Here is an 18,543-nt window from a genome sequence, read left to right as displayed (position 1 = left end):
ATTTGGGCATCTTCGAGGCTCATATCTTCATGCGCGAAATATGCGCACGTGTAGGCCATCGTCGGGTCTAGAAACAACGCGAAGAATTCATCCGAGACGTCGTAGATCGACTGCGATTCCTCGTAAAATGGCTCCAACGTCGTCATGCCCGCTCCATCCTTTTGGCTCACTGTTGAACGCGAGAATGATAACGGACGGGCGGGGCGTTCGCCCGCAAGGGCCTGGGGCTGTCAGTAGGTGTAGAAGCCCTGGCCGGCTTTCTTGCCCAGCCGGCCCGCCTCCACCATGCGCAGCAACAGCGGCGGCGGGCCGTATTGCGGTTCCTTGAATTCCTCGAACATCTTGTCCGCGATCAGCTTCAGGGTGTCCAGGCCCACCAGGTCGGACAGCCGCAGCGGGCCCATCGGGTGCGACAGCCCGGCGACGACGGCCTTGTCGACGTCCTCGATGGTGGCGAAACCGGCCTCCACCATCCGAATCGCCGACAGCAGGTAGGGAACCAGCAGCGCGTTGACCACAAAGCCGGACCGGTCCGAGCAGCGCACCACCTGCTTGCCGAGGACGGCGCTCGCGAATTCCTCGGTGCGCGCGGCGGCGGCCTCGTCGGTGACCAGCGTGCTGACCAACTCGACCAGCGGCAGCACCGGCACGGGGTTGAAGAAGTGCAGGCCCAGCACCCGTTGCGGGTTCTTGGTGGCCGCGGCGATCTTCATGATCGGAATGCTGGAGGTGTTGGACGCCAGGACGGCGTGGGGGTCGCTGATGGCGCGGTCGAGTTCGGCGAAGATGTCCGCCTTGACGGCCTCGTCCTCGATGATCGCCTCGATGACCAGTTGGCGGTCGGCGAGGTCCTTCAGGTCGGTGGTGAAGGTGAGCTTGCTCAGCGCGCGATCGCGCTCGCGCTCGGTGACCTTGCCCGCGCTGACGCCGCGCTCCAGGGACTTCACGATGCGGTTGCGTCCGGCCGTGATCAGGGCGTCGGTGGTCTCGAACACCGTCACGTCGACACCGGCGCGCACCGAGACCTCGGCGATGCCGGATCCCATCTGGCCTGCCCCGACAACCCCTACCCGCTCAATCGCTGCGTCGCTCACTGTCATCTCTTTCGGCGTCGTATCGTCTTGCACCGCAATAGGCCCCGCCCAGGTTTGGCTGGGCGGGGCCTACGCTACTTCATCGCCGAACAGGCGCGGAATCGCGTCAACTGGGCCGCAGGAGACCGATCCCGCGCCTGCTCAGCACCCCTCAGTGACTCGGGGCCTCAGTGACTCAAGGCCTTTCGGTTTCACTTCGTCCTCGCGGGCCAGGCCCGCTCGTCCTCAGTGACTCAAGCCTCTCGGTTTCACTTCGTCCTCGCGGGCCAGGCCCGCTCGTCCTCAGTGAAACTGACCCTCTTCGGTGGAGCCGGTCAGCGCCGTGGTCGACGAGGTGGGGTCGACCGTGGTGGCGATGCGGTCGAAGTAACCCGCACCGACCTCGCGCTGGTGCTTCGTCGCGGTGTAGCCGCGCTCCTCGGCGTCGAACTCGCGCTCCTGCAGCTCGACGTAGGCGCTCATCTGGTTGCGGGCGTAGCCGTAGGCCAGATCGAACATCGAGTAGTTCAGCGCGTGGAAGCCGGCCAGCGTGATGAACTGGAACTTGAATCCCATTGCGCCGAGCTCTTTCTGGAACTTCGCGATGGTCGCGTCGTCCAGGTGCTTCTTCCAGTTGAACGACGGCGAGCAGTTGTAGGCCAGCATCTGGTCGGGGAACTCGGCCTTGACGCCCTCGGCGAACTTGGCCGCGAGCTCCAGGTCCGGGGTGCCGGTCTCCATCCAGATCAGGTCGGAGTACGGCGCGTAGGCCTTCGCCCGGGCGATGCAGGGCTCGAGCCCGTTCTTGACCCGGTAGAAGCCCTCCTTGGTCCGCTCACCGGTGATGAACGGCTGGTCGCGCTCGTCGACGTCGGACGTGATCAGTGTCGCCGCCTCCGCGTCGGTACGGGCGATCACGACCGTCGGCACGTCGGAGACGTCGGCGGCCAGACGCGCCGAGGTCAGGGTGCGGATGTGCTGCTGAGTCGGGATCAGGACCTTGCCACCGAGGTGGCCGCACTTCTTCTCCGAAGCGAGCTGGTCTTCCCAGTGCGACCCCGCGACGCCGGCGGCGATCATCGCCTTCTGGAGTTCGTACACATTGAGAGCGCCACCGAAGCCGGCCTCGCCGTCGGCGACAATCGGGGCCAGCCAGTTTTCGACCGAGGTGTCGCCCTCGACCTTGGCGATCTGGTCGGCGCGCAGCAGCGCGTTGTTGATCCGGCGAACGACCTGCGGCACCGAGTTGGCGGGGTACAGGCTCTGGTCGGGGTAGGTGTGGCCCGACAGGTTGGCGTCACCGGCGACCTGCCAGCCCGACAGGTAGATGGCCTTGAGGCCGGCGCGGACCTGCTGGACGGCCATGTTGCCGGTCAGCGCGCCCAGCGCGTTGACGAACTCGAGTTCGTGCAACTGGTTCCAGAGCACCTCGGCGCCGCGGCGGGCCAGGGTGTTCTCCTCGACCACGCTGCCCTGCAGGGCGACGACGTCCTCGGCGCTGTAGGTGCGGGTGACACCTTTCCAACGCGGGTTGGTGTCCCAGTCCTTCTGGATCTCTTCGGCGCTCTTGGGGGTGCCAACGGCAGACATTGCGCATGCTCCTTAACGATCTTCACTGCTGAGGTTGATGAACGCTTCACCGGCGGTAGCTAGCGGCTCAACTTCGCTGGTGTGCTAACTCGAAGATGGCACAGCCTGACCATGCATTTCCACCCATTTCATTTGCCAATTTCGGCAACGACTCGACGCCAATTAGCAAATCTTGCAAAGATGAACGGCAACTGAACCGTTTCAGAATCTACTGGCCGGTAACCAGAATCCGCAGGTCAGCCGGTGAATTAACGGGACGCTTGTCCGGTTAGAGGTTGAACAGCGCAGCGACGGCTTTGGTCTCTTCGCCGACCGCGTATGTGAGCGTTGTAACAGGCCGATCGACGAGCCCGGGACCGAACTGTTCGGTCGATCCGGCGGGATGGAGGTGCGAGATGATCTCCAGTTTGTCGCCGAGCGCCACGGGCGCCTCGTGCTCGATCGTGATGCGCAGCGGCCGCGCCATCAGGGCCAGGTGAGACGCCAGGTAGTCCTCGACGACGCTCCAGTACACCGAGTTGTTCATGTGGTCGAACAGGTCGATGTCGGTGACCCGCACGGGAAATTCGTGGATCTCCACCGCGTCGTCGCGGCTGCCGGGCTTGAGGTAGCCCTTCCACCGCAGCCGGTCGACCGACGTCGTCTTGTGCAGTCCCGCCAGGAAGTCGTCGGAGATGCGCGACGGCATCTGGGTCTCCCGGTTGATGTTGATCCAGAACGCCTCGGACTCGATCAGCCCGCCCTTGCGTCCGTCGACGCGGACCCGCATCTCACACCACCGGTTGGAGGTGCCCGAACACCACCGCCGGCACCGCAGCATGTCCTGGAACTCGATCGGGCGGAGCAGGTCGACCATGGTGCGCCGGACGATCCACAGCGGGTGCGTCTCCTCGAAACCCATCTCCCGCAGCTGGTCCTGGCCGATGTCCTGGATGTGCCGCGCGGCCGCATCCAGCCGCAGCCGGCCCGTGCGGTCGATGTCGGCCACCCGCAGCGGCCACTCGCGATCGAACACGTCGGGGTGACCGTCGGGCACCGGCATGAGTTCTTTGTCCAGGCTCACGGCTCCGCTCCCCATTTCCTCCTTGTGCGCGCCCCGCGCTCAGCGCCCCGGGGCCTCCGTTGCGAATCATGCCAACGACCTGGGCCAAAAACCAATCGCGACGCGATCGCGGCTAGTGCGAACTCTGCCAACTTCCGCTTAGCAGCGCCGGTACCCTGGGTGAGGTGTCCAAGACGTTCGTGGGCTCCCGGGTCCGCCAGCTGCGCAGCGAGCGCGGGTTCTCGCAGGCCGCCCTGGCGCAGATGCTGGAGATCTCGCCGAGCTACCTCAACCAGATCGAGCACGACGTCCGCCCCCTGACGGTGGCGGTGCTGCTGCGGATCACCGAGGTGTTCGGCGTGGACGCGACCTTCTTCGCGCCCCAGGACGACACCCGGCTGGTCGCCGAGCTGCGCGAGGTCACCATGGACCGCGACCTGGACATCGACGTCGACCCGACCGAGGTGGCCGAGATGGTCAGCGCGCACCCCACCCTGGCCCGGGCGGTGGTCAACCTGCACCGGCGCTACCGGATCACCACGGCGCAACTGGCCGCGGCCACCGAGGAGCGGTACTCCGACGGCAGCGGCACCGGTTCGATCACCATGCCGCACGAAGAGGTGCGCGACTACTTCTACCAACGCCAGAACTACCTGCACGAGCTGGACACGGCCGCCGAGGACCTGACGATCCAGATGCGGCTGCACCACGGCGACCTGGCCCGCGAGCTCAATCGCCGGCTGACCGAGGTGCACGGGGTGCACATCAACAGGCGCATCGATCTCGGCGACACGGTGCTGCACCGGTATGACCGCGCAACCAAGACGCTGGAGATCAGCAACCACCTGTCGCTGGGGCAGCAGGTCTTCAAGATGGCCGCCGAATTGGCCTACCTCGAATACGGCGACCTGATCGACGCGCTGGTCGAGGAGGGCAAATTCACCAGCGAGGAGTCGCACACGCTGGCCCGGCTCGGGCTGGCCAACTACTTCGCCGCGGCCGCGGTGCTGCCCTATCGCCAATTCCACGACGTGTCGGAGAATTTCCGCTACGACGTGGAGCGGTTGTCCTCGTTCTATTCGGTGAGCTACGAGACCATCGCGCACCGGCTTTCGACGATGCAACGGCCGTCGATGCGCGGGGTGCCGTTCTCGTTCGTCCGGGTGGACCGGGCCGGCAACATGTCAAAGCGCCAGTCCGCCACCGGTTTTCACTTCTCCTCCAGCGGCGGCACCTGCCCGCTGTGGAACGTGTACGAGACGTTCGCCAACCCGGGCAAGATCCTGGTCCAGATCGCCCAGATGCCCGACGGCCGCAACTACATGTGGGTGGCCCGCACGGTGGAGCGCCGCGCCGCCCGGTATGGTCAGCCGGGTAAAACCTTCGCGATCGGGCTGGGCTGCGAGCTTCGCCACGCGCACCGGCTGGTCTACTCGGAAGGACTCGACGTCTCGGGGGATTCAGGAACAGTGGCCACACCGATCGGCGCGGGCTGCCGGGTCTGCGAACGTGACAACTGCCCGCAGCGGGCGTTCCCGGCCCTGGGGCGCGCGCTGGATCTCGACGAGCACCGCAGCACCGTCTCCCCGTACCTGGTGAAGCAACCGTGACCGGGCCGCAAGAGGGCCGCATCCCGTCGGGACGGTTCCGCGAACTGGGCCCGGTCAACTGGGTGCTGGCGAAGCTGGCCGCGCGCACGGTCCGGGCACCCGAGATGCACCTGTTCACCACGCTGGGCCAGCACCGGTTGCTGTTCCTGGCGTGGAGCATCTACAGCGGCCGCGTCCTGCGCGGCCGGCTGCCGGCGGTCGACACCGAGCTGGTGATCCTGCGGGTCGCGCATGTGCGCGCCTGCGAATACGAGCTGCAGCATCATCGCCGGATGGCCGCCAAGCAGGGCCTGAACGCGGATCTGCAGGCCGCGATCTTCGCGTGGCCCGAGCGGCTGGACCGGGTCGAAGCGCGTCTGACCGTGCGGCAGCAGGCGCTGCTGGCGGCGACGGACGAGTTCATCAAGGACCGCACCGTCACCGACGCCACCTGGCAGCAGCTCGCCGAGCACCTCGACCGGCGTCAGCTGATCGAATTCTGTTTGCTGGCAAGCCAATACGACGGGCTGGCCGCCACGATGGCGGCGCTGGACATCCCGCTGGACAACCCGCGCTAGCCCGCGGTCAGAGGTAGACGTTGGCGAACACGGCCAGCGTCAGCAACAGCGGCGGCACGGACAGCGCGAACCCGAACCCCGACCAGGCATACTTGCGGCGCCGGCGCAGCAGCGACGCCCACGTCGTGGCGCAGACGGCCAGGGCAAGCGAGAGGAGCAGCACCGTGGGCGCCCACCTGCCTACCGCCGCGTTGTCGTCGGCGATCGAAAATGCGGCCAGCCACAGGACATAGCCCGCGGCCAGCCCGCCGACGGCCCCCACAACGACGTCGCTGCGCACGCGGCCTCAGAAGTTGATCATGTGGCCGACCAGGCCGTGGAAGCACTCCTGCATCGCCTCGGACAGGGTCGGGTGGGTGTGCACGTTGCGCGCCAGTTCCGTGGCGGTCAGGTCCCACTTCTGCGCCAGCGTCAGCTCGGGCAGCAGCTCGGACACGTCGGGGCCGATCAGGTGTCCGCCCAGCAGCTCGAGGTGCTTGGCGTCGGCGACCAGCTTGACGAAGCCGGTCGTGTCGCCCAGGCCGTGGGCCTTGCCGTTGGCGGTGAACGGGAATTTGGTCACCACGACGTCGTAGCCTTCGTCGCGGGCCTGCTGTTCGGTCAGCCCGAAGCTGGCCACTTGGGGCTGGCAGAACGTCGCCCGCGGCAGCATCCGGTAGTCGCCGAGCGCCAAAGTCTCTGCGCCGGCGATGGTTTCGGCCGCCACCACGCCCATGGCCTCGGCCACGTGGGCCAGCATCAGCTTTCCGGTGACGTCGCCGATGGCGTAGATGTGCGGGACGCTGGTGATCATGTAGTCGTTGATGCCGATGGCCTTGCGGTCGGTCAGCGCGACCCCGGTCTTCTCCAGGCCGTAACCCTCCACGTTGGGCGCGAAACCGATGGCCTGCAACACTTTCGCGGCCTTGATCTCCTCCGTGTTGCCGTCCTTGCTGACGGCGACGGTGACCTCGGTGCCGCTGTCATTTATGGACTCGACCTTGGTGCCGGTGAGGATCTTGATGCCCAGCTTCTTGAACTGCTTCTCGATCTCCTTGGAGACGTCGGCGTCCTCGTTGGGCAGCGCGCGCGGCAGAAACTCCACGATGGTCACGTCAACGCCGTAGTTCTTCATGACGTAGCCGAACTCCATGCCGATCGCGCCGGCGCCGGCGATGACGATCGACTCGGGCAGCTCGCGGGACAGGATCTGCTCTTCGTAGGTGACCACGTTGGCCGACAGCGACGTTCCGGGGACCAACCGGGTGCTGCTGCCGGTGGCGATGATGGCGTTGTCGAACGTCACCGTCTCGGTACCACCGTCGTTGAGGTCGACGGACACCGTGTTGGCGTCGGTGAACCGGCCGTAGCCGTGGATCTCGGTGATCTTGTTCTTCTTCATCAGGAAGTGCACGCCCGCCACCCGGCCCTCGGCCACCTTGCGGCTGCGATCGAAGGCGGCGCCGTAGTCGAACGTCGCGTCGCCGCCGATCCCGAAAGTCTTGGCCTCCTTGGTGAAGATATGCACCAGCTCGGCGTTACGCAGCAACGCCTTGGAGGGGATGCAGCCGACGTTGAGGCACACTCCGCCCCAGTACTTCGGCTCGATGATTCCAGTGTTCAGGCCGAGCTGTGCGGCGCGGATGGCTGCGACATATCCGCCGGGACCAGCCCCGAGGACGACGACGTCAAAATGGGTCACGGCCCCTACCCTAGTGGCCGCCCGGGTCGCGCGTTAATACGGAATGAGGCCGACGAGACAGTGACCCACCCGGGCGCAGTGGTAGTACCCGTCCAGCGGCGCCGCGGCGGCCAGGGACGCGAACGGCCCCGACATCACCGCCAGCGACAGCGCGGCGACCAGCGGCCTGCCCTCGACCATCGCCAGCAACACGCCGGCGACCGCGCAGGCCACCACGTAGACCAGGATGACGAACAGCGCCGGGGTCACGTCGGCCGAGTGGTACCACCAATAGAACAGGCCGAACCCGACCACGGCCGCCACGGACCACACACCGAGGACGACCAACAGCAGCTTCCACCACTTGAGGTAGAGGTAGCGCCCGGGAACGGTGACCGGTTGCACCGGCGTGACAGCGGAGTCGGCGCCGGAATCCTCCTCGTCGGCGGCCGGCGCGGGCGTCTCGGGCTCGCCCTTCGCCTCGGAGGGCTCCTCACCGCCGTCTTCGTTCGAGTCCGAGAAGTCCGGCACCCACGACTGCGTCCCCGTGTCCTCGTCGGAATCGGAGAAGTCCGGCACCCACGATTGGGTGCCGGGGCTCGACGGGGTTTCGTCGTCAGCCACGAGCGGTCACCTGCAGGGCGACGAGCACACCGAACCAGCCGGGCGCCAGGGCCAGGACGAACGCGCCCAGCATCGTCACCCAGCGGCGTCCGGAGAACAGGATCGTCACCAGCCCCCCCGCGCTGGGAATCCCGACCACCGATGCCAGGGCGAAGGCCGGGCGGACGCCCGGATGGGCGGCCACGGCGAATCCCACCCCGGCCAGCAACCCGACCGCGGCGCCGATCAGCATGGCCGCGGCCAGTGACCGCGGACGCGGGAGGGGGATCACGATTTCGACATTACTGGGGTCGCCGGGCCGGAGGGCGTGTTCGGAATGCCACGTCCGCCACCACCTCGCCGCGCGCGGAAGGGCGTACGCCGCGTTCGTAATCGGTGCCGGTGATGACCGGCGCCCGCCGCAGCTCGGCCTGTTCGTCGTCGTTGAAGACGCGGCCGCGGGACAGGAACCGCACCCCCTCGGGCGCCTCCAGGCTGAACCCGCCGCCCCGGCCGGGAACAACGTCGATGATCAGCTGCGTGTGCTTCCAGGTCTCGTACTGCGGACCCGAGATCCAGACCGGCACCCCGTCTCCGACGTCGAGCACGCCCAGCAGCACGTCGCGATCACCGACCAGGAAGTCCTCGCGCGGGAAGCACATCGGCGACGAGCCGTCGCAGCAGCCGCCGGACTGATGGAACATCACGGGACCGTGGCGGTCCTCCAGGCGCACCAGCACTTCGGCGGCGCCGGCGGTGATCACGACTCCCGGCGGGGGCCCGGTCTCCATCTAGAAGAATCCCTGCGCCTTCTGGGAGTAAGACACCATCAGGTTCTTGGTCTGCTGGTAGTGGTCGAGCATCATCTTGTGGTTCTCCCGGCCGATGCCGGACTGCTTGTAGCCGCCGAACGCGGCGTGCGCGGGATAGGCGTGATAGCAGTTCACCCACACCCGGCCGGCCTGGATGTCACGCCCGGCCCGGTAGGCGGTGTTGCCGTCGCGGCTCCACACCCCCGCGCCCAGCCCGTAGAGGGTGTCGTTGGCGATCGAGATGGCGTCGTCGTAGTCGGCGAACGACGTCACCGCGACCACCGGGCCAAAGATCTCCTCCTGGAAGATCCGCATCTTGTTGTTGCCGGCGAAGATGGTCGGCTGCATGTAGTAGCCGCCGGACAGATCGCCGCCCAGCTCGGCGCGCTCCCCGCCGCAAAGGACCTTCGCGCCTTCGTTCTTGCCGATCTCGATGTAGGACAACACCTTTTCCAGCTGATCGTTGGATGCTTGCGAGCCCAGCATGGTCTCGGTGTCCAGCGGATCACCTTGGCGCACCGCCTTGGTCCGGATCGCGGCCAGCTCGAGGAACTCGTCGTAGATGTCGGACTGGATCAGGCTGCGCGACGGGCACGTGCACACCTCGCCCTGGTTGAGGGCGAACATGGTGAAGCCCTCGAGCGCCTTGTCCTGGAAGTCGTCCGCCTTGGCCATCACGTCGGAGAAGAAGACGTTGGGGCTCTTGCCCCCGAGTTCGAGGGTGACCGGGATCAGGTTCTGCGACGCGTACTGCATGATCAGTCGCCCGGTGGTGGTCTCCCCGGTGAACGCGATCTTGGCGATCCGGTTGCTCGACGCCAGCGGCTTGCCCGCCTCGGCGCCGAACCCGTTGACGACGTTGACGACGCCGGGGGGCAACAGGTCGCCGATCAGCGACATCAGGTAGAGCACCGAGACCGGCGTCTGCTCGGCGGGTTTGAGCACCACCGCGTTGCCCGCCGCCAGCGCGGGCGCCAGCTTCCAGGTGGCCATCAGGATGGGGAAGTTCCACGGGATGATCTGCCCGACCACGCCGAGCGGCTCGTGGAAGTGGTAGGCGACGGTGTTCTCGTCGATCTGGGACAGCGAACCCTCCTGCGCGCGGATGGCCCCGGCGAAGTAGCGGAAGTGGTCGACCGCCAGCGTGATGTCGGCGCCGAGCGCCTCGCGGATCGGTTTGCCGTTGTCCCACACCTCGGCCACCGCCAGCGCGGCCTTGTGCTCCTCGATCCGGTCGGCGATCTTGTTCAGGATTGCCGCCCGCTCGGCCGGTGGGGTCTTGCCCCAGGCCGGCGCCGCCCCGTGGGCGGCGTCGAGCGCCTTGTCGACATCGGCCTCGTCGGAGCGGGCCACCTCGCAGAACGGCTGGCCGGTGACCGGCGTCGGGTTCTCGAAGTAGCGGCCCTGCGCGGGCGGGACCCACTCGCCCCCGATGAAGTTGTCATAGCGGGATTCGTACGACATCAACGCCCCAGCAGAACCTGGACGTGCGAAAACAGTCATCTGCTCTCACCCCTCGTTCGCCTGTGTAATACACCTCACACTACCGCCGGAGGCCACAATGGCTTCCATGACGTCACAAGCCGCCGCTCCCCCCGACGACACCCAAGACCCCTACCTGTGGCTCGAGGACGTCACCGGCGACGAGGCGCTGGATTGGGTGCGTGCGCGTAACGAACCGACGTTGGCGACGTTTCGCGACGCGGACTTCGAGCGGATGCGCGCCGAGGCGCTAGAGGTCCTGGATACCGACGCCCGTATCCCGTACGTGGTCCGCCGCGGCGAGTACCTGTACAACTTCTGGCGCGACGCCGTCAACCCGCGCGGGTTGTGGCGGCGTACCACGCTGGGCAGCTATCGCAGCGATTCCCCCGAGTGGGACGTGCTGATCGACATAGACGAGCTCGGTCGAACTGACAACGAGAATTGGGTGTGGGCTGGCGCAGGCGTCATCGAACCGGAGTTCACCCGCGCGCTGGTCGCGCTGTCCAGGGGCGGCTCGGACGCTTCGATCGTGCGCGAATTCGACATGGAGAACCGTGAATTCGTCGCCGATGGATTCCAATTGCCGGAGGCCAAGTCGCAGCTCGCCTGGGCGGACGCCGACACCGTCCTGGTGGGCACGGATTTTGGCGACGACTCGCTCACCGACTCGGGTTACCCGCGGGTGATCAAGCGGTGGCGCCGGGGCACCCCGCTTGCCGACGCGGAAACCGTGTTCGAGGGCGCCCGCACCGACGTGCGGGTGTCCGCCTCGGTGGATCGCACTCCCGGTTTCGGGCGCACCCTGCTGGGGCGGGCCCTCGACTTCTGGAACGAAGAGGTCTACGAACTGCGGGGGCCGGAGCTGATCCGCATCGACGCGCCCACCGACGCCAGCTTGTCGATACACCGGCAATGGCTCTTGATCGAGCTGCGCACGGAATGGTTCTACGGCACACAGAACTACCCCGCGGGCGCCCTGCTGGCGGCCGACTACGACGAATTCCTTTCGGGCACCGCAGAATTGAGCGTGGTGTTCGAGCCCGACGAGCACACCGCGCTGAATCACTACGCGTGGACGCGGGACCGCCTGCTGTTGGTCACCCTCGCCGACGTGGCCAGCCGGGTGGAGATCGTCACGCCACCCACGCGTGACGACCCGTCCCCCGCAAGCGGGAGGTGCCCCCAGCGCCCGGCTTCGCCGCGCTTGCGATCGTCACGGGGCACCTGGCGGCGCGAGCCGGTCCCCGGCATCCCGGAGGCCACCCACACCGTCGTCGTCGGCGCCGACGACACCGGTGACGAGTTCTTCCTCGACTCGAGCGGCTTCGTCACCCCCTCGCGGCTGCTGCGCGGCGCCGGCGAGGGGCCGCTGGAACAGATCAAGTCCGCGCCGGCCTTCTTCGACGCCGGAAACATCGAGGTGGCACAGCATTTCGTGGCGTCCGACGACGGCACGCAGATCCCGTACTTCGTGGTGCGGCCCGCCGGCGCCGAAGGCCCCGGGCCGACCATGCTGTACGGCTACGGCGGGTTCGAATCCGCCAACACCCCGGCCTACAGCGGCGTGCTCGGCCGGCTGTGGCTGGCCCGCGGCGGCACCTACGTGCTGGCCAACATCCGCGGCGGCGGGGAGTACGGGCCCGGCTGGCACACCCAAGCGATGCGCGAGGGCAGGCACAAGGTGGCCGAGGACTTCTCCTCCGTGGCAACCGATCTGGTGAACCGTGGCATCGCGACCGTCGACCAGCTCGGTGCGCAGGGCGGCAGCAACGGCGGCCTGCTGATGGGCATCATGCTGACCCAGTACCCGGAGCGGTTCGGCGCGCTGGTCTGCAGCGTGCCGCTGCTGGACATGAAGCGTTACCACCTGCTGCTCGCGGGCGCCTCGTGGATGGCCGAATACGGCGACCCGGACAATCCGGAGGACTGGGCATTCATCTCCGAATACTCGCCCTACCAGAACATTACGGCTACGCGCCACTACCCGCCGGTGCTGATGACCACGTCCACCCGCGACGACCGGGTGCATCCGGGCCACGCCCGCAAGATGACGGCGGCGCTACAGGCCGCGGGACATCCGGTCTATTACTACGAGAACATCGAGGGCGGACACGCCGGCGCGGCCGACAACCAGCAGGTCGCCTTCAAGGCCGCGCTGACCTATTCGTTCCTGTGGCGGATGCTCGCTCCCTCGGACTGAGTTCCGCGGTCGCCCCCGAGCGGACGGCATCAATGGCATCCCAGTCTTCGGGGTCGAGGTTGGCCAGCGCTGCCGGGAAGACGCCATCCTGCTCGGCCAGAATGTGGTCGCGAAGCACCCGGAGCGCTTCGAGCAGCCGCGCGGGCCAGGTCGGGTCGGTTGGCGCGCCGTGCGCGCACTCGGCAAGGACCGCTTCGATGTGGCGATGCTCCGCCGTGAGAGCGGCCACGTGGTCCGGGAATTGCGCGGCCAGCGCCACGAACAAGCCCTGTTCCTCGACGCGGGTGTGCGGGGCGAGCACGCGCGTCATGCGGCGGCCCACCGCGGCCAGTCCCGCCACATCCCCGGCGGCTTGCGCGCGGCGCGCGCACCCGATCAGATTCACCAGTTCGTCGTGTTCCCGGGTCAATTCGGCGATGGCCGCGACGGCCTGGCAGCCGCAATACTCACACATGTCGCTTCCCACCCGCTTCCTACGCTTGCCTCCCGATGTCCAGGATCCCGTCGGCGACGAGGAGGGGCCAGGGCCGGCGGCCCACCAGTGAGAGGACCAACGTCCCTACTTGGCGCCCCATAAGATCGTCAACGTGTCAGCGACCCAACGCATCGAGCTCACCCTGCTGGCGACCGGATTGATCTTCATCCTGGTTTCCGCGGCGCAGGCACGCTACCGCTTCATCGGTCACCGCCGCGCGGGCCGGCGGTTCTACTGGGCGACCGCGATCATCGGCACCGTCTGTTTCGCGATCGGCACCGGCAGGATCTGGCCCAATGCCGTCTGCGTGGCGCTGATCTTCTCCGGCCTGATCGTCCTGTCGGCCTACCTGACGACGCCGTATCTCAAGATAGGCGGCCGGATCTATGCGTCATTACCGGAGAACCGTCAGCCCGACCCATAAGGACGCCATGACCGCACCCGACTTCGAGACGCTGCTGTACACGACGGCCGGCCCGGTCGCCACCATCACGCTGAACCGTCCCGAGCAGCTCAACACCATCGTGCCGCCGATGCCGGACGAGATCGAGGCCGCCGTCGGCCGGGCGGAGCGTGACCCGGCCGTCAAGGTCATCGTGCTGCGTGGCGCCGGCCGGGCCTTCTCCGGCGGTTACGACTTCGGCGGCGGCTTTGCGCACTGGGGCGATTCGATGATGACCGACGGCCGGTGGGATCCCGGCAAGGACTTCGCGATGGTCACCGCCCGCGAGACCGGCCCCACGCAGAAGTTCATGGCCATCTGGCGGGCGTCCAAGCCCGTCATCGCCCAGGTGCACGGCTGGTGCGTCGGCGGGGCGAGCGACTACGCGCTGTGCGCGGACCTGGTGATCGCCAGCGACGATGCGGTGATCGGCACCCCGTACAGCAGGATGTGGGGCGCATACCTGAGCGGGATGTGGCTCTACCGGCTCAGCTTCGCCAAGGCCAAATGGCATTCGCTGACCGGGCGCCCGCTGACCGGCGCCCAGGCCGCCGAGATCGAGCTGATCAACGAGGCGGTGCCGTTCGAGCGGCTCGAGGCCAGGGTCGCCGAGATCGCCGCCGACCTGGCCCGGATCCCGCTGTCCCAACTGCAGGCGCAGAAGCTGATCGTCAACCAGGCCTACGAGAACATGGGATTGGCGTCCACCCAGACGCTTGGCGGCATCCTCGACGGCCTGATGCGCAACACCCCCGACGCCCTCGACTTCATCAAGACCGCCGAAACCCAGGGCGTGCGGGCGGCGGTGGAGCGCCGCGACGGCCCATTCGGCGACTACAGCCAGGCCCCGCCGGAGCTGCGGCCCGACCCGACGCACGTCATCGTGCCTGATCGCGACCAATGCTGAGCTGAGCTAGGGACTGTCCGCGGTCGCCCAAAAAGTGTTACCGTAACAACTATGTCTCGGCTGAACACTGGCTTGCGCGCAGGCGCCGCCTTCCTCGCCCTCGGCATCGCTGCCGCCGTCTTCCCGAAGACCGCCATGGCCGACTCCACGGAAGACTTTCCGATCCCGCGCCGGATGATCAACACCACCTGCGACGCAGAGCAGATCATGGCGGCCACCCGCGACACCAGTCCGGTGTACTACCAGCGGTACATGATCGACTTCAACAACCACCCGAACGTCCAGCAGGCGACGATCGACAAGGTGCACTGGTTCTACTCCTTGTCGCCGGAGGACCGCCGCACCTACTCCGAGAACTTCTACAACAACGACCCGCTGTGGTACGCCTGGCCCAACCACATGAAGCTCTTCTTCAACAACAAGGGCGTCGTCGCCAAGGCCACCGACGTGTGCAGCCAGTACCCGCCCGGCGACATGTCGGTGTGGAACTGGGCCTAAGGCCTCCAAAAAATCCGCGCGCCCCCGAGGGGGACGCGCGGATTTTTTCGCGGTGTCACCGCGACGTGTTCCCACCACGTCCTGAGGCCGATCAGCGCGGCTGTACCAATCCGCCCGCCGGGCGCTCCTCGACGTTCTTGAGGAGCAAATCGCGCACAGCGGGACGCGGTCCGTACGGTCGCAGCATTGTGCTGGCCGGCCGTGGACGCACGTGCTGGGGCCACCAGAACCAGCGCCCGAGCAAGGTGGCCAGCGACGGCGTCATGAACGACCGCACGATCAGGGTGTCGAACAACAAACCCAGCGCGATCGTCGTACCCACCTGGGCCATCACCATCAGCGGGCTGAACGCGAACGTGGCCATGGTGGCGGCGAACACCAGACCGGCGGAGGTCACCACCGAGCCCGAACCGGCCATCGCGCGGATCGTCCCCGTTTTGAGCCCGGCGTGGATTTCCTCCTTGAACCGCGATATCAACAGCAGGTTGTAGTCCGAGCCGACCGCCAGCAGCAGGATGATCGCCATCGCCAGCACCATCCAGTGCAACTTCATGCCCAGGATGTACTGCCATAGGAGCACGGAGAGTCCGAACGAGGCGCCTAGTGACAGCAACACCGTACCGACGATCACAAAGGCCGCCACGACGCTTCGGGTGATCACCAGCATGATGATGAAAATCAGTGTGGCTGCGGCAATTCCGGCGATCAACAAGTCGATGTTAGAGCCGTCGTGCATGTCCTTGTACGTCGCGGCGGTACCGCCGAGGTAGACCTTGGCGCCCTCCCATGGCGTGCCCTTGATCGCCTCGTGCACGGCCTGCTTGATCGGTGCGATGTGGCTGATGCCTTCGGGACTCGCCGGGTCGCCTTCATGGGAGATGATCAACCGGACGGCGTGCCCATCCGGCGAGATGAACTGTTTGAGACCCCGCGCGAAATCCGGGCTCTTGAACGCCTCCGGCGGAAGGTAGAACGTGTCGTCATTTTTTGCTTTATCGAAGGCATCGCCTTGGGCGGTGGCGTTGTCGGACTGCGCTTTCGCCTGTTCGTTAAGACCCATCGTGGTCGCGTAGTTCGACATGACCGTGTCGAGGTTGCGCTGCTGACTCTCGATCTGCGGCGGTATCAGCGCCACCAGCTTCGGCTGGATCTGGTCCAACTTGTCCAGATTCGCGCTGAGGTCCACGATGTTCTGAGCCACCTGGTCGATGCCGTCGAGCGCGTTGAAGACCGACCGTAGCGCCCAGCAGATCGGGATGTCGTAGCAGTGCCTCTCCCAGTAGAAGAAGCTGCGAATCGGCCGGAAGAAGTCGTCGAAGTTGGCGATGTCGTCGCGCAGCGCCTCGGTGATCCTCACGGTTTCTTTGGTGAGCCTGGTGGTTTCGTGCGTCGTGTTACTGAGGTCCTGGGTGACCTGCATCTGCTCATGCAGGGTGGCCATGGTCTTCTTCAGCTCGTCGGCCTGCTTGAGCAGGTTGTTCGCCTGCTCTTCCTGATAGTGCTGGGTCTGGATCCGCCCTGCGGCTTGAGCACTCATCTGAAAACCGAGGGTGCTGTGGTCGAGCGGCGTGCCCAGCGGCCGGGTGATGGTCTGGACCCGGCCGATACCGGGGATGTGGAAGACCGCCTTGGCAACCTTGTCCAGGACCAGGAAATCGGCCGGGTTGCGCAGGTCGTGATCGGTCTCGATCATCAACAGCTCGGGATTGAGCCGAGCCTGGTCGAAGTGCCGGTCCGCGGCGGCATAGCCGACATTGGCCGGGGTGTCTGCCGGCAGGAAGTGGCGGTTGTCGTAGTCCGTCTTGTAACCGGGCAGGGCGAGCAGACCTACCAATGCGACCCCGATGGTCACCGCGAGAACCGGTGCGGGCCAACGGACGACCGCGGTGCCGATGCGACGCCAGCCCTGGGTCTGCAGCTTGCGCTTCGGATCCAGGAGCTTGAAGAACGACGCCACCGTCAGCATCGCCGGAGCCAACGTCAACGCTGCTAACACCGCGACCAGCATGCCGACCGCGCACGGCACCCCTAGCGACTGGAAGTACGGCAGCCGGCAGAAGCTCAGGCAATACATCGCGCCCGCGATGGTCAGGCCCGATCCCAGCACGACATGCGCGGTGCTGTGGAACATGGTGTAGAACGCTTGTTCGCGGGTCTCGCCCAGACCGCGCGCCTCGTGATAGCGACCGACCACGAAGATCGCGTAATCCGTCCCGGCGGCGATCGCCATGAGGACCAGCATGTTGTTGGCGAACGTCGACAGCCCCATGACGCCGTAGTTACCGAGCGTCGCGACGACACCGCGGGCCGCTGCCAGCTCGATGAACACCATGGCCAGCATGATCAGCATGGTGGTAAACGAGCGGTAGACGAACAGCAGCATCACCACGATCACCAAAAAAGTGATAAGGGTGACGACCATGACGCCCTTCTCGCCCGCGTGGGACTGATCAGCGAACAGCGGACCCGCTCCGGTGACGTATGCCTTGATTCCGGGCGGCGCGGGCACCGAGTCCACGATCTTGCGCACGGCCAGGGCAGACTCGTTCGCCAGCCCGCCGCCCATGTTGCCGGCGAGGTAGACCTGGACGTACGCGGCCTTTTGGTCGTGGCTCTGGGAACCCGCCGCCGTCAGCGGATCACTCCAGAAATCCTGGACGTGCTGAACGTGTTTCTTGTCTTCCTCGACACGCCTGACGATTTCGTCGTAGTAGCGGTGCGCTTCGGCCCCGAGTGGTTTGTCGCCCTCCAGCAAGATCATGGCCGAGTTGTCGGAGTTGAACTCTTTGAACGTCGAGCCGACCCGCATCGTCGACTGAAAGGATGTCGCGTCAGTCGGACTCATCGACACCGAGTGGGTTTTGGCGACGACCTCCAGCTGCGGGGACACGGTGTTGGTGATGAACACGATGGCCAACCACACCAGGACGATCGGCAGGGCAAGCCGATGGATCATCCGCGGCAGGAACGGCGGGATCAGCGGCTGATCGACGCGGGGCGGGGCCTCGCCTGGCTCGCTCATGCGGACTTGTCCAGGCAGTAGACGAAGGGGTTCACGGTTTCGTTGGAATCCGAGCGATTCGGAGCCTTGATGACGTCACCGTGCCCGTCGTGGTTGTTCACGACGAATCGGCAGGCGATCCAACTGCCGTCTCCTTGCGCCACCAGGTTTGCCGGGATGCCGGGCTTCGTTGAACTCAAGACGATGCTCCAGGGCAAGGGCACATTGAGGGCCTGCTGCGGATGGGAGTTCTCGTCGAGGTAGTTGATGGTTGCCGTGCTGCCCGGTGAGCCCCAGACCTCGAGTGTGATCGTCTTGGCGTTGAACTCGTCGAGCACCTCGCCCGAAGTGCCACCACCGAACGAACCTTTGTGAACGCCGAAGACGCCGTGCAGTCGGTATACGACGAATCCCGACACCGCGACGACGGCCGCGATCGTGAGCACCAACCAGAAACGTCCCAACAGCCCCTGCTTCTTGGCGCGCCGCGGAGCGACATCTTTCCCCTCCCTGCCGGCGGAGCCCTGCTTCTGCAGCGGCTCGGTCCTTGGCTCAGTCGTCGTCATGGGCAGTCCAAGTCCTTCCCGT

At 66.3% G+C, this 18,543-nt stretch carries 19 protein-coding genes; 6 read left to right on the top strand and 13 right to left on the bottom strand.

The features are described 5' to 3' along the window. From A5692_RS28675 to A5692_RS25705, 4 genes are all read right to left on the bottom strand, one after another. Window positions 1-146, bottom strand: a 146-nt coding sequence (locus A5692_RS28675; protein WP_197514570.1) for a class I SAM-dependent methyltransferase, incomplete at its 3' end; no start/stop codon positions are given. 84 nt (window positions 147-230) lie between these two features. Continuing rightward, a complete protein-coding gene (locus A5692_RS25715) occupies window positions 231-1,094 on the bottom strand; it encodes a 3-hydroxybutyryl-CoA dehydrogenase (protein WP_156766283.1) in 864 nt (287 codons plus the stop codon). 282 nt (window positions 1,095-1,376) lie between these two features. After that, window positions 1,377-2,663, bottom strand: a complete 1,287-nt coding sequence (gene aceA / locus A5692_RS25710; RefSeq protein WP_068061808.1) for an isocitrate lyase — start codon at window positions 2,661-2,663, stop codon at window positions 1,377-1,379. A gap of 268 nt (window positions 2,664-2,931) precedes the next feature. Then, the gene (locus tag A5692_RS25705) at window positions 2,932-3,726 is read right to left on the bottom strand and encodes an acyl-[acyl-carrier-protein] thioesterase (protein WP_068061822.1); all 795 of its coding nucleotides are present in this window, start codon (window positions 3,724-3,726) and stop codon (window positions 2,932-2,934) included. 164 nt (window positions 3,727-3,890) lie between these two features. On the opposite strand from A5692_RS25705, the gene ramB reads away from it, so the two are divergent. Both ramB and A5692_RS25695 read left to right on the top strand, forming a co-directional pair. Then, a complete protein-coding gene (gene ramB, locus A5692_RS25700; RefSeq protein ID WP_068061806.1) occupies window positions 3,891-5,315 on the top strand; it encodes an acetate metabolism transcriptional regulator RamB in 1,425 nt (474 codons plus the stop codon). Continuing rightward, a complete protein-coding gene (locus A5692_RS25695; RefSeq protein ID WP_068061803.1) occupies window positions 5,312-5,872 on the top strand; it encodes a carboxymuconolactone decarboxylase family protein in 561 nt (186 codons plus the stop codon). The genes ramB and A5692_RS25695 overlap by 4 nt, the downstream gene beginning before the upstream one ends. A 7-nt stretch (window positions 5,873-5,879) precedes the next feature. On the opposite strand, the gene A5692_RS25690 is transcribed toward A5692_RS25695, so the two are convergent. From A5692_RS25690 to A5692_RS25665, 6 genes are read right to left on the bottom strand one after another with little or no spacing between them, the layout of a single operon-like run. Further along, entirely contained in the window at window positions 5,880-6,152 is a 273-nt protein-coding gene (locus tag A5692_RS25690; protein WP_068061802.1) for a hypothetical protein, read from the bottom strand. A gap of 6 nt (window positions 6,153-6,158) precedes the next feature. Further along, a complete protein-coding gene (gene lpdA / locus A5692_RS25685) occupies window positions 6,159-7,553 on the bottom strand; it encodes a dihydrolipoyl dehydrogenase (protein WP_068061800.1) in 1,395 nt (464 codons plus the stop codon). A gap of 33 nt (window positions 7,554-7,586) precedes the next feature. Further along, window positions 7,587-8,156, bottom strand: a complete 570-nt coding sequence (locus A5692_RS25680) for a hypothetical protein (protein WP_068061797.1) — start codon at window positions 8,154-8,156, stop codon at window positions 7,587-7,589. Next, window positions 8,149-8,427, bottom strand: coding sequence for a putative holin (locus tag A5692_RS25675; RefSeq protein WP_156766282.1), 279 nt, complete (start codon window positions 8,425-8,427; stop codon window positions 8,149-8,151). The genes A5692_RS25680 and A5692_RS25675 overlap by 8 nt, the downstream gene beginning before the upstream one ends. A gap of 10 nt (window positions 8,428-8,437) precedes the next feature. After that, window positions 8,438-8,926 carry a DUF779 domain-containing protein gene (locus tag A5692_RS25670; protein ID WP_068061794.1) on the bottom strand — a complete coding sequence of 163 codons (489 nt, stop codon included), beginning with the start codon at window positions 8,924-8,926 and terminating at the stop codon, window positions 8,438-8,440. Further along, a complete protein-coding gene (locus A5692_RS25665) occupies window positions 8,927-10,450 on the bottom strand; it encodes an aldehyde dehydrogenase family protein (protein ID WP_068061791.1) in 1,524 nt (507 codons plus the stop codon). It lies immediately after the preceding gene. 67 nt (window positions 10,451-10,517) lie between these two features. On the opposite strand from A5692_RS25665, the gene A5692_RS25660 reads away from it, so the two are divergent. Continuing rightward, window positions 10,518-12,632 carry a prolyl oligopeptidase family protein gene (locus A5692_RS25660; protein WP_068061787.1) on the top strand — a complete coding sequence of 705 codons (2,115 nt, stop codon included), beginning with the start codon at window positions 10,518-10,520 and terminating at the stop codon, window positions 12,630-12,632. Here A5692_RS25660 and A5692_RS25655 read toward each other — a convergent pair. Then, window positions 12,577-13,098 (bottom strand): hemerythrin domain-containing protein, encoded by a 522-nt coding sequence (locus A5692_RS25655; protein WP_231984460.1) that lies wholly within the window; start codon window positions 13,096-13,098, stop codon window positions 12,577-12,579. The genes A5692_RS25660 and A5692_RS25655 overlap by 56 nt on opposite strands. Before the next feature lie 121 nt (window positions 13,099-13,219). On the opposite strand from A5692_RS25655, the gene A5692_RS25650 reads away from it, so the two are divergent. Genes A5692_RS25650 through A5692_RS25640 form a run of 3 tightly spaced genes read left to right on the top strand, consistent with a single transcriptional unit; the run spans window position 13,220 to window position 14,954 of the window. Then, window positions 13,220-13,531, top strand: coding sequence for a hypothetical protein (locus A5692_RS25650; protein WP_068061782.1), 312 nt, complete (start codon window positions 13,220-13,222; stop codon window positions 13,529-13,531). Between the two features lie 7 nt (window positions 13,532-13,538). Beyond that, a complete protein-coding gene (locus A5692_RS25645) occupies window positions 13,539-14,456 on the top strand; it encodes a crotonase/enoyl-CoA hydratase family protein (protein ID WP_068061779.1) in 918 nt (305 codons plus the stop codon). Window positions 14,457-14,507: 51 nt separating this feature from the next. Further along, window positions 14,508-14,954 (top strand): DUF5078 domain-containing protein, encoded by a 447-nt coding sequence (locus tag A5692_RS25640; protein ID WP_068061777.1) that lies wholly within the window; start codon window positions 14,508-14,510, stop codon window positions 14,952-14,954. 91 nt (window positions 14,955-15,045) lie between these two features. On the opposite strand, the gene A5692_RS25635 is transcribed toward A5692_RS25640, so the two are convergent. Beyond that, a complete protein-coding gene (locus A5692_RS25635; protein ID WP_068061773.1) occupies window positions 15,046-17,976 on the bottom strand; it encodes an RND family transporter in 2,931 nt (976 codons plus the stop codon). After that, window positions 17,973-18,521, bottom strand: a complete 549-nt coding sequence (locus A5692_RS25630; RefSeq protein WP_068061770.1) for an MmpS family transport accessory protein — start codon at window positions 18,519-18,521, stop codon at window positions 17,973-17,975. The genes A5692_RS25635 and A5692_RS25630 overlap by 4 nt, the downstream gene beginning before the upstream one ends. Window positions 18,522-18,543: the final 22 nt, after the last annotated feature.

Source organism: Mycobacterium sp. E342, assembly GCF_001667665.1.
GTDB lineage: Bacteria > Actinomycetota > Actinomycetes > Mycobacteriales > Mycobacteriaceae > Mycobacterium.
This window is presented reverse-complemented; position numbering and strand designations above follow the sequence as displayed.

Coding starts and splice junctions, on each gene's coding strand:
- aceA (WP_068061808.1), bottom strand. CDS start 2,663: ATGTCTGCCGTTGGCACCCCCAAGAGCGCCGAAGAGATCCAGAAGGAC.
- A5692_RS25670 (WP_068061794.1), bottom strand. CDS start 8,926: ATGGAGACCGGGCCCCCGCCGGGAGTCGTGATCACCGCCGGCGCCGCC.
- A5692_RS25665 (WP_068061791.1), bottom strand. CDS start 10,450: ATGACTGTTTTCGCACGTCCAGGTTCTGCTGGGGCGTTGATGTCGTAC.
- A5692_RS25660 (WP_068061787.1), top strand. CDS start 10,518: ATGACGTCACAAGCCGCCGCTCCCCCCGACGACACCCAAGACCCCTAC.
- A5692_RS25645 (WP_068061779.1), top strand. CDS start 13,539: ATGACCGCACCCGACTTCGAGACGCTGCTGTACACGACGGCCGGCCCG.
- A5692_RS25640 (WP_068061777.1), top strand. CDS start 14,508: ATGTCTCGGCTGAACACTGGCTTGCGCGCAGGCGCCGCCTTCCTCGCC.
- A5692_RS25635 (WP_068061773.1), bottom strand. CDS start 17,976: ATGAGCGAGCCAGGCGAGGCCCCGCCCCGCGTCGATCAGCCGCTGATC.
- A5692_RS25630 (WP_068061770.1), bottom strand. CDS start 18,521: ATGACGACGACTGAGCCAAGGACCGAGCCGCTGCAGAAGCAGGGCTCC.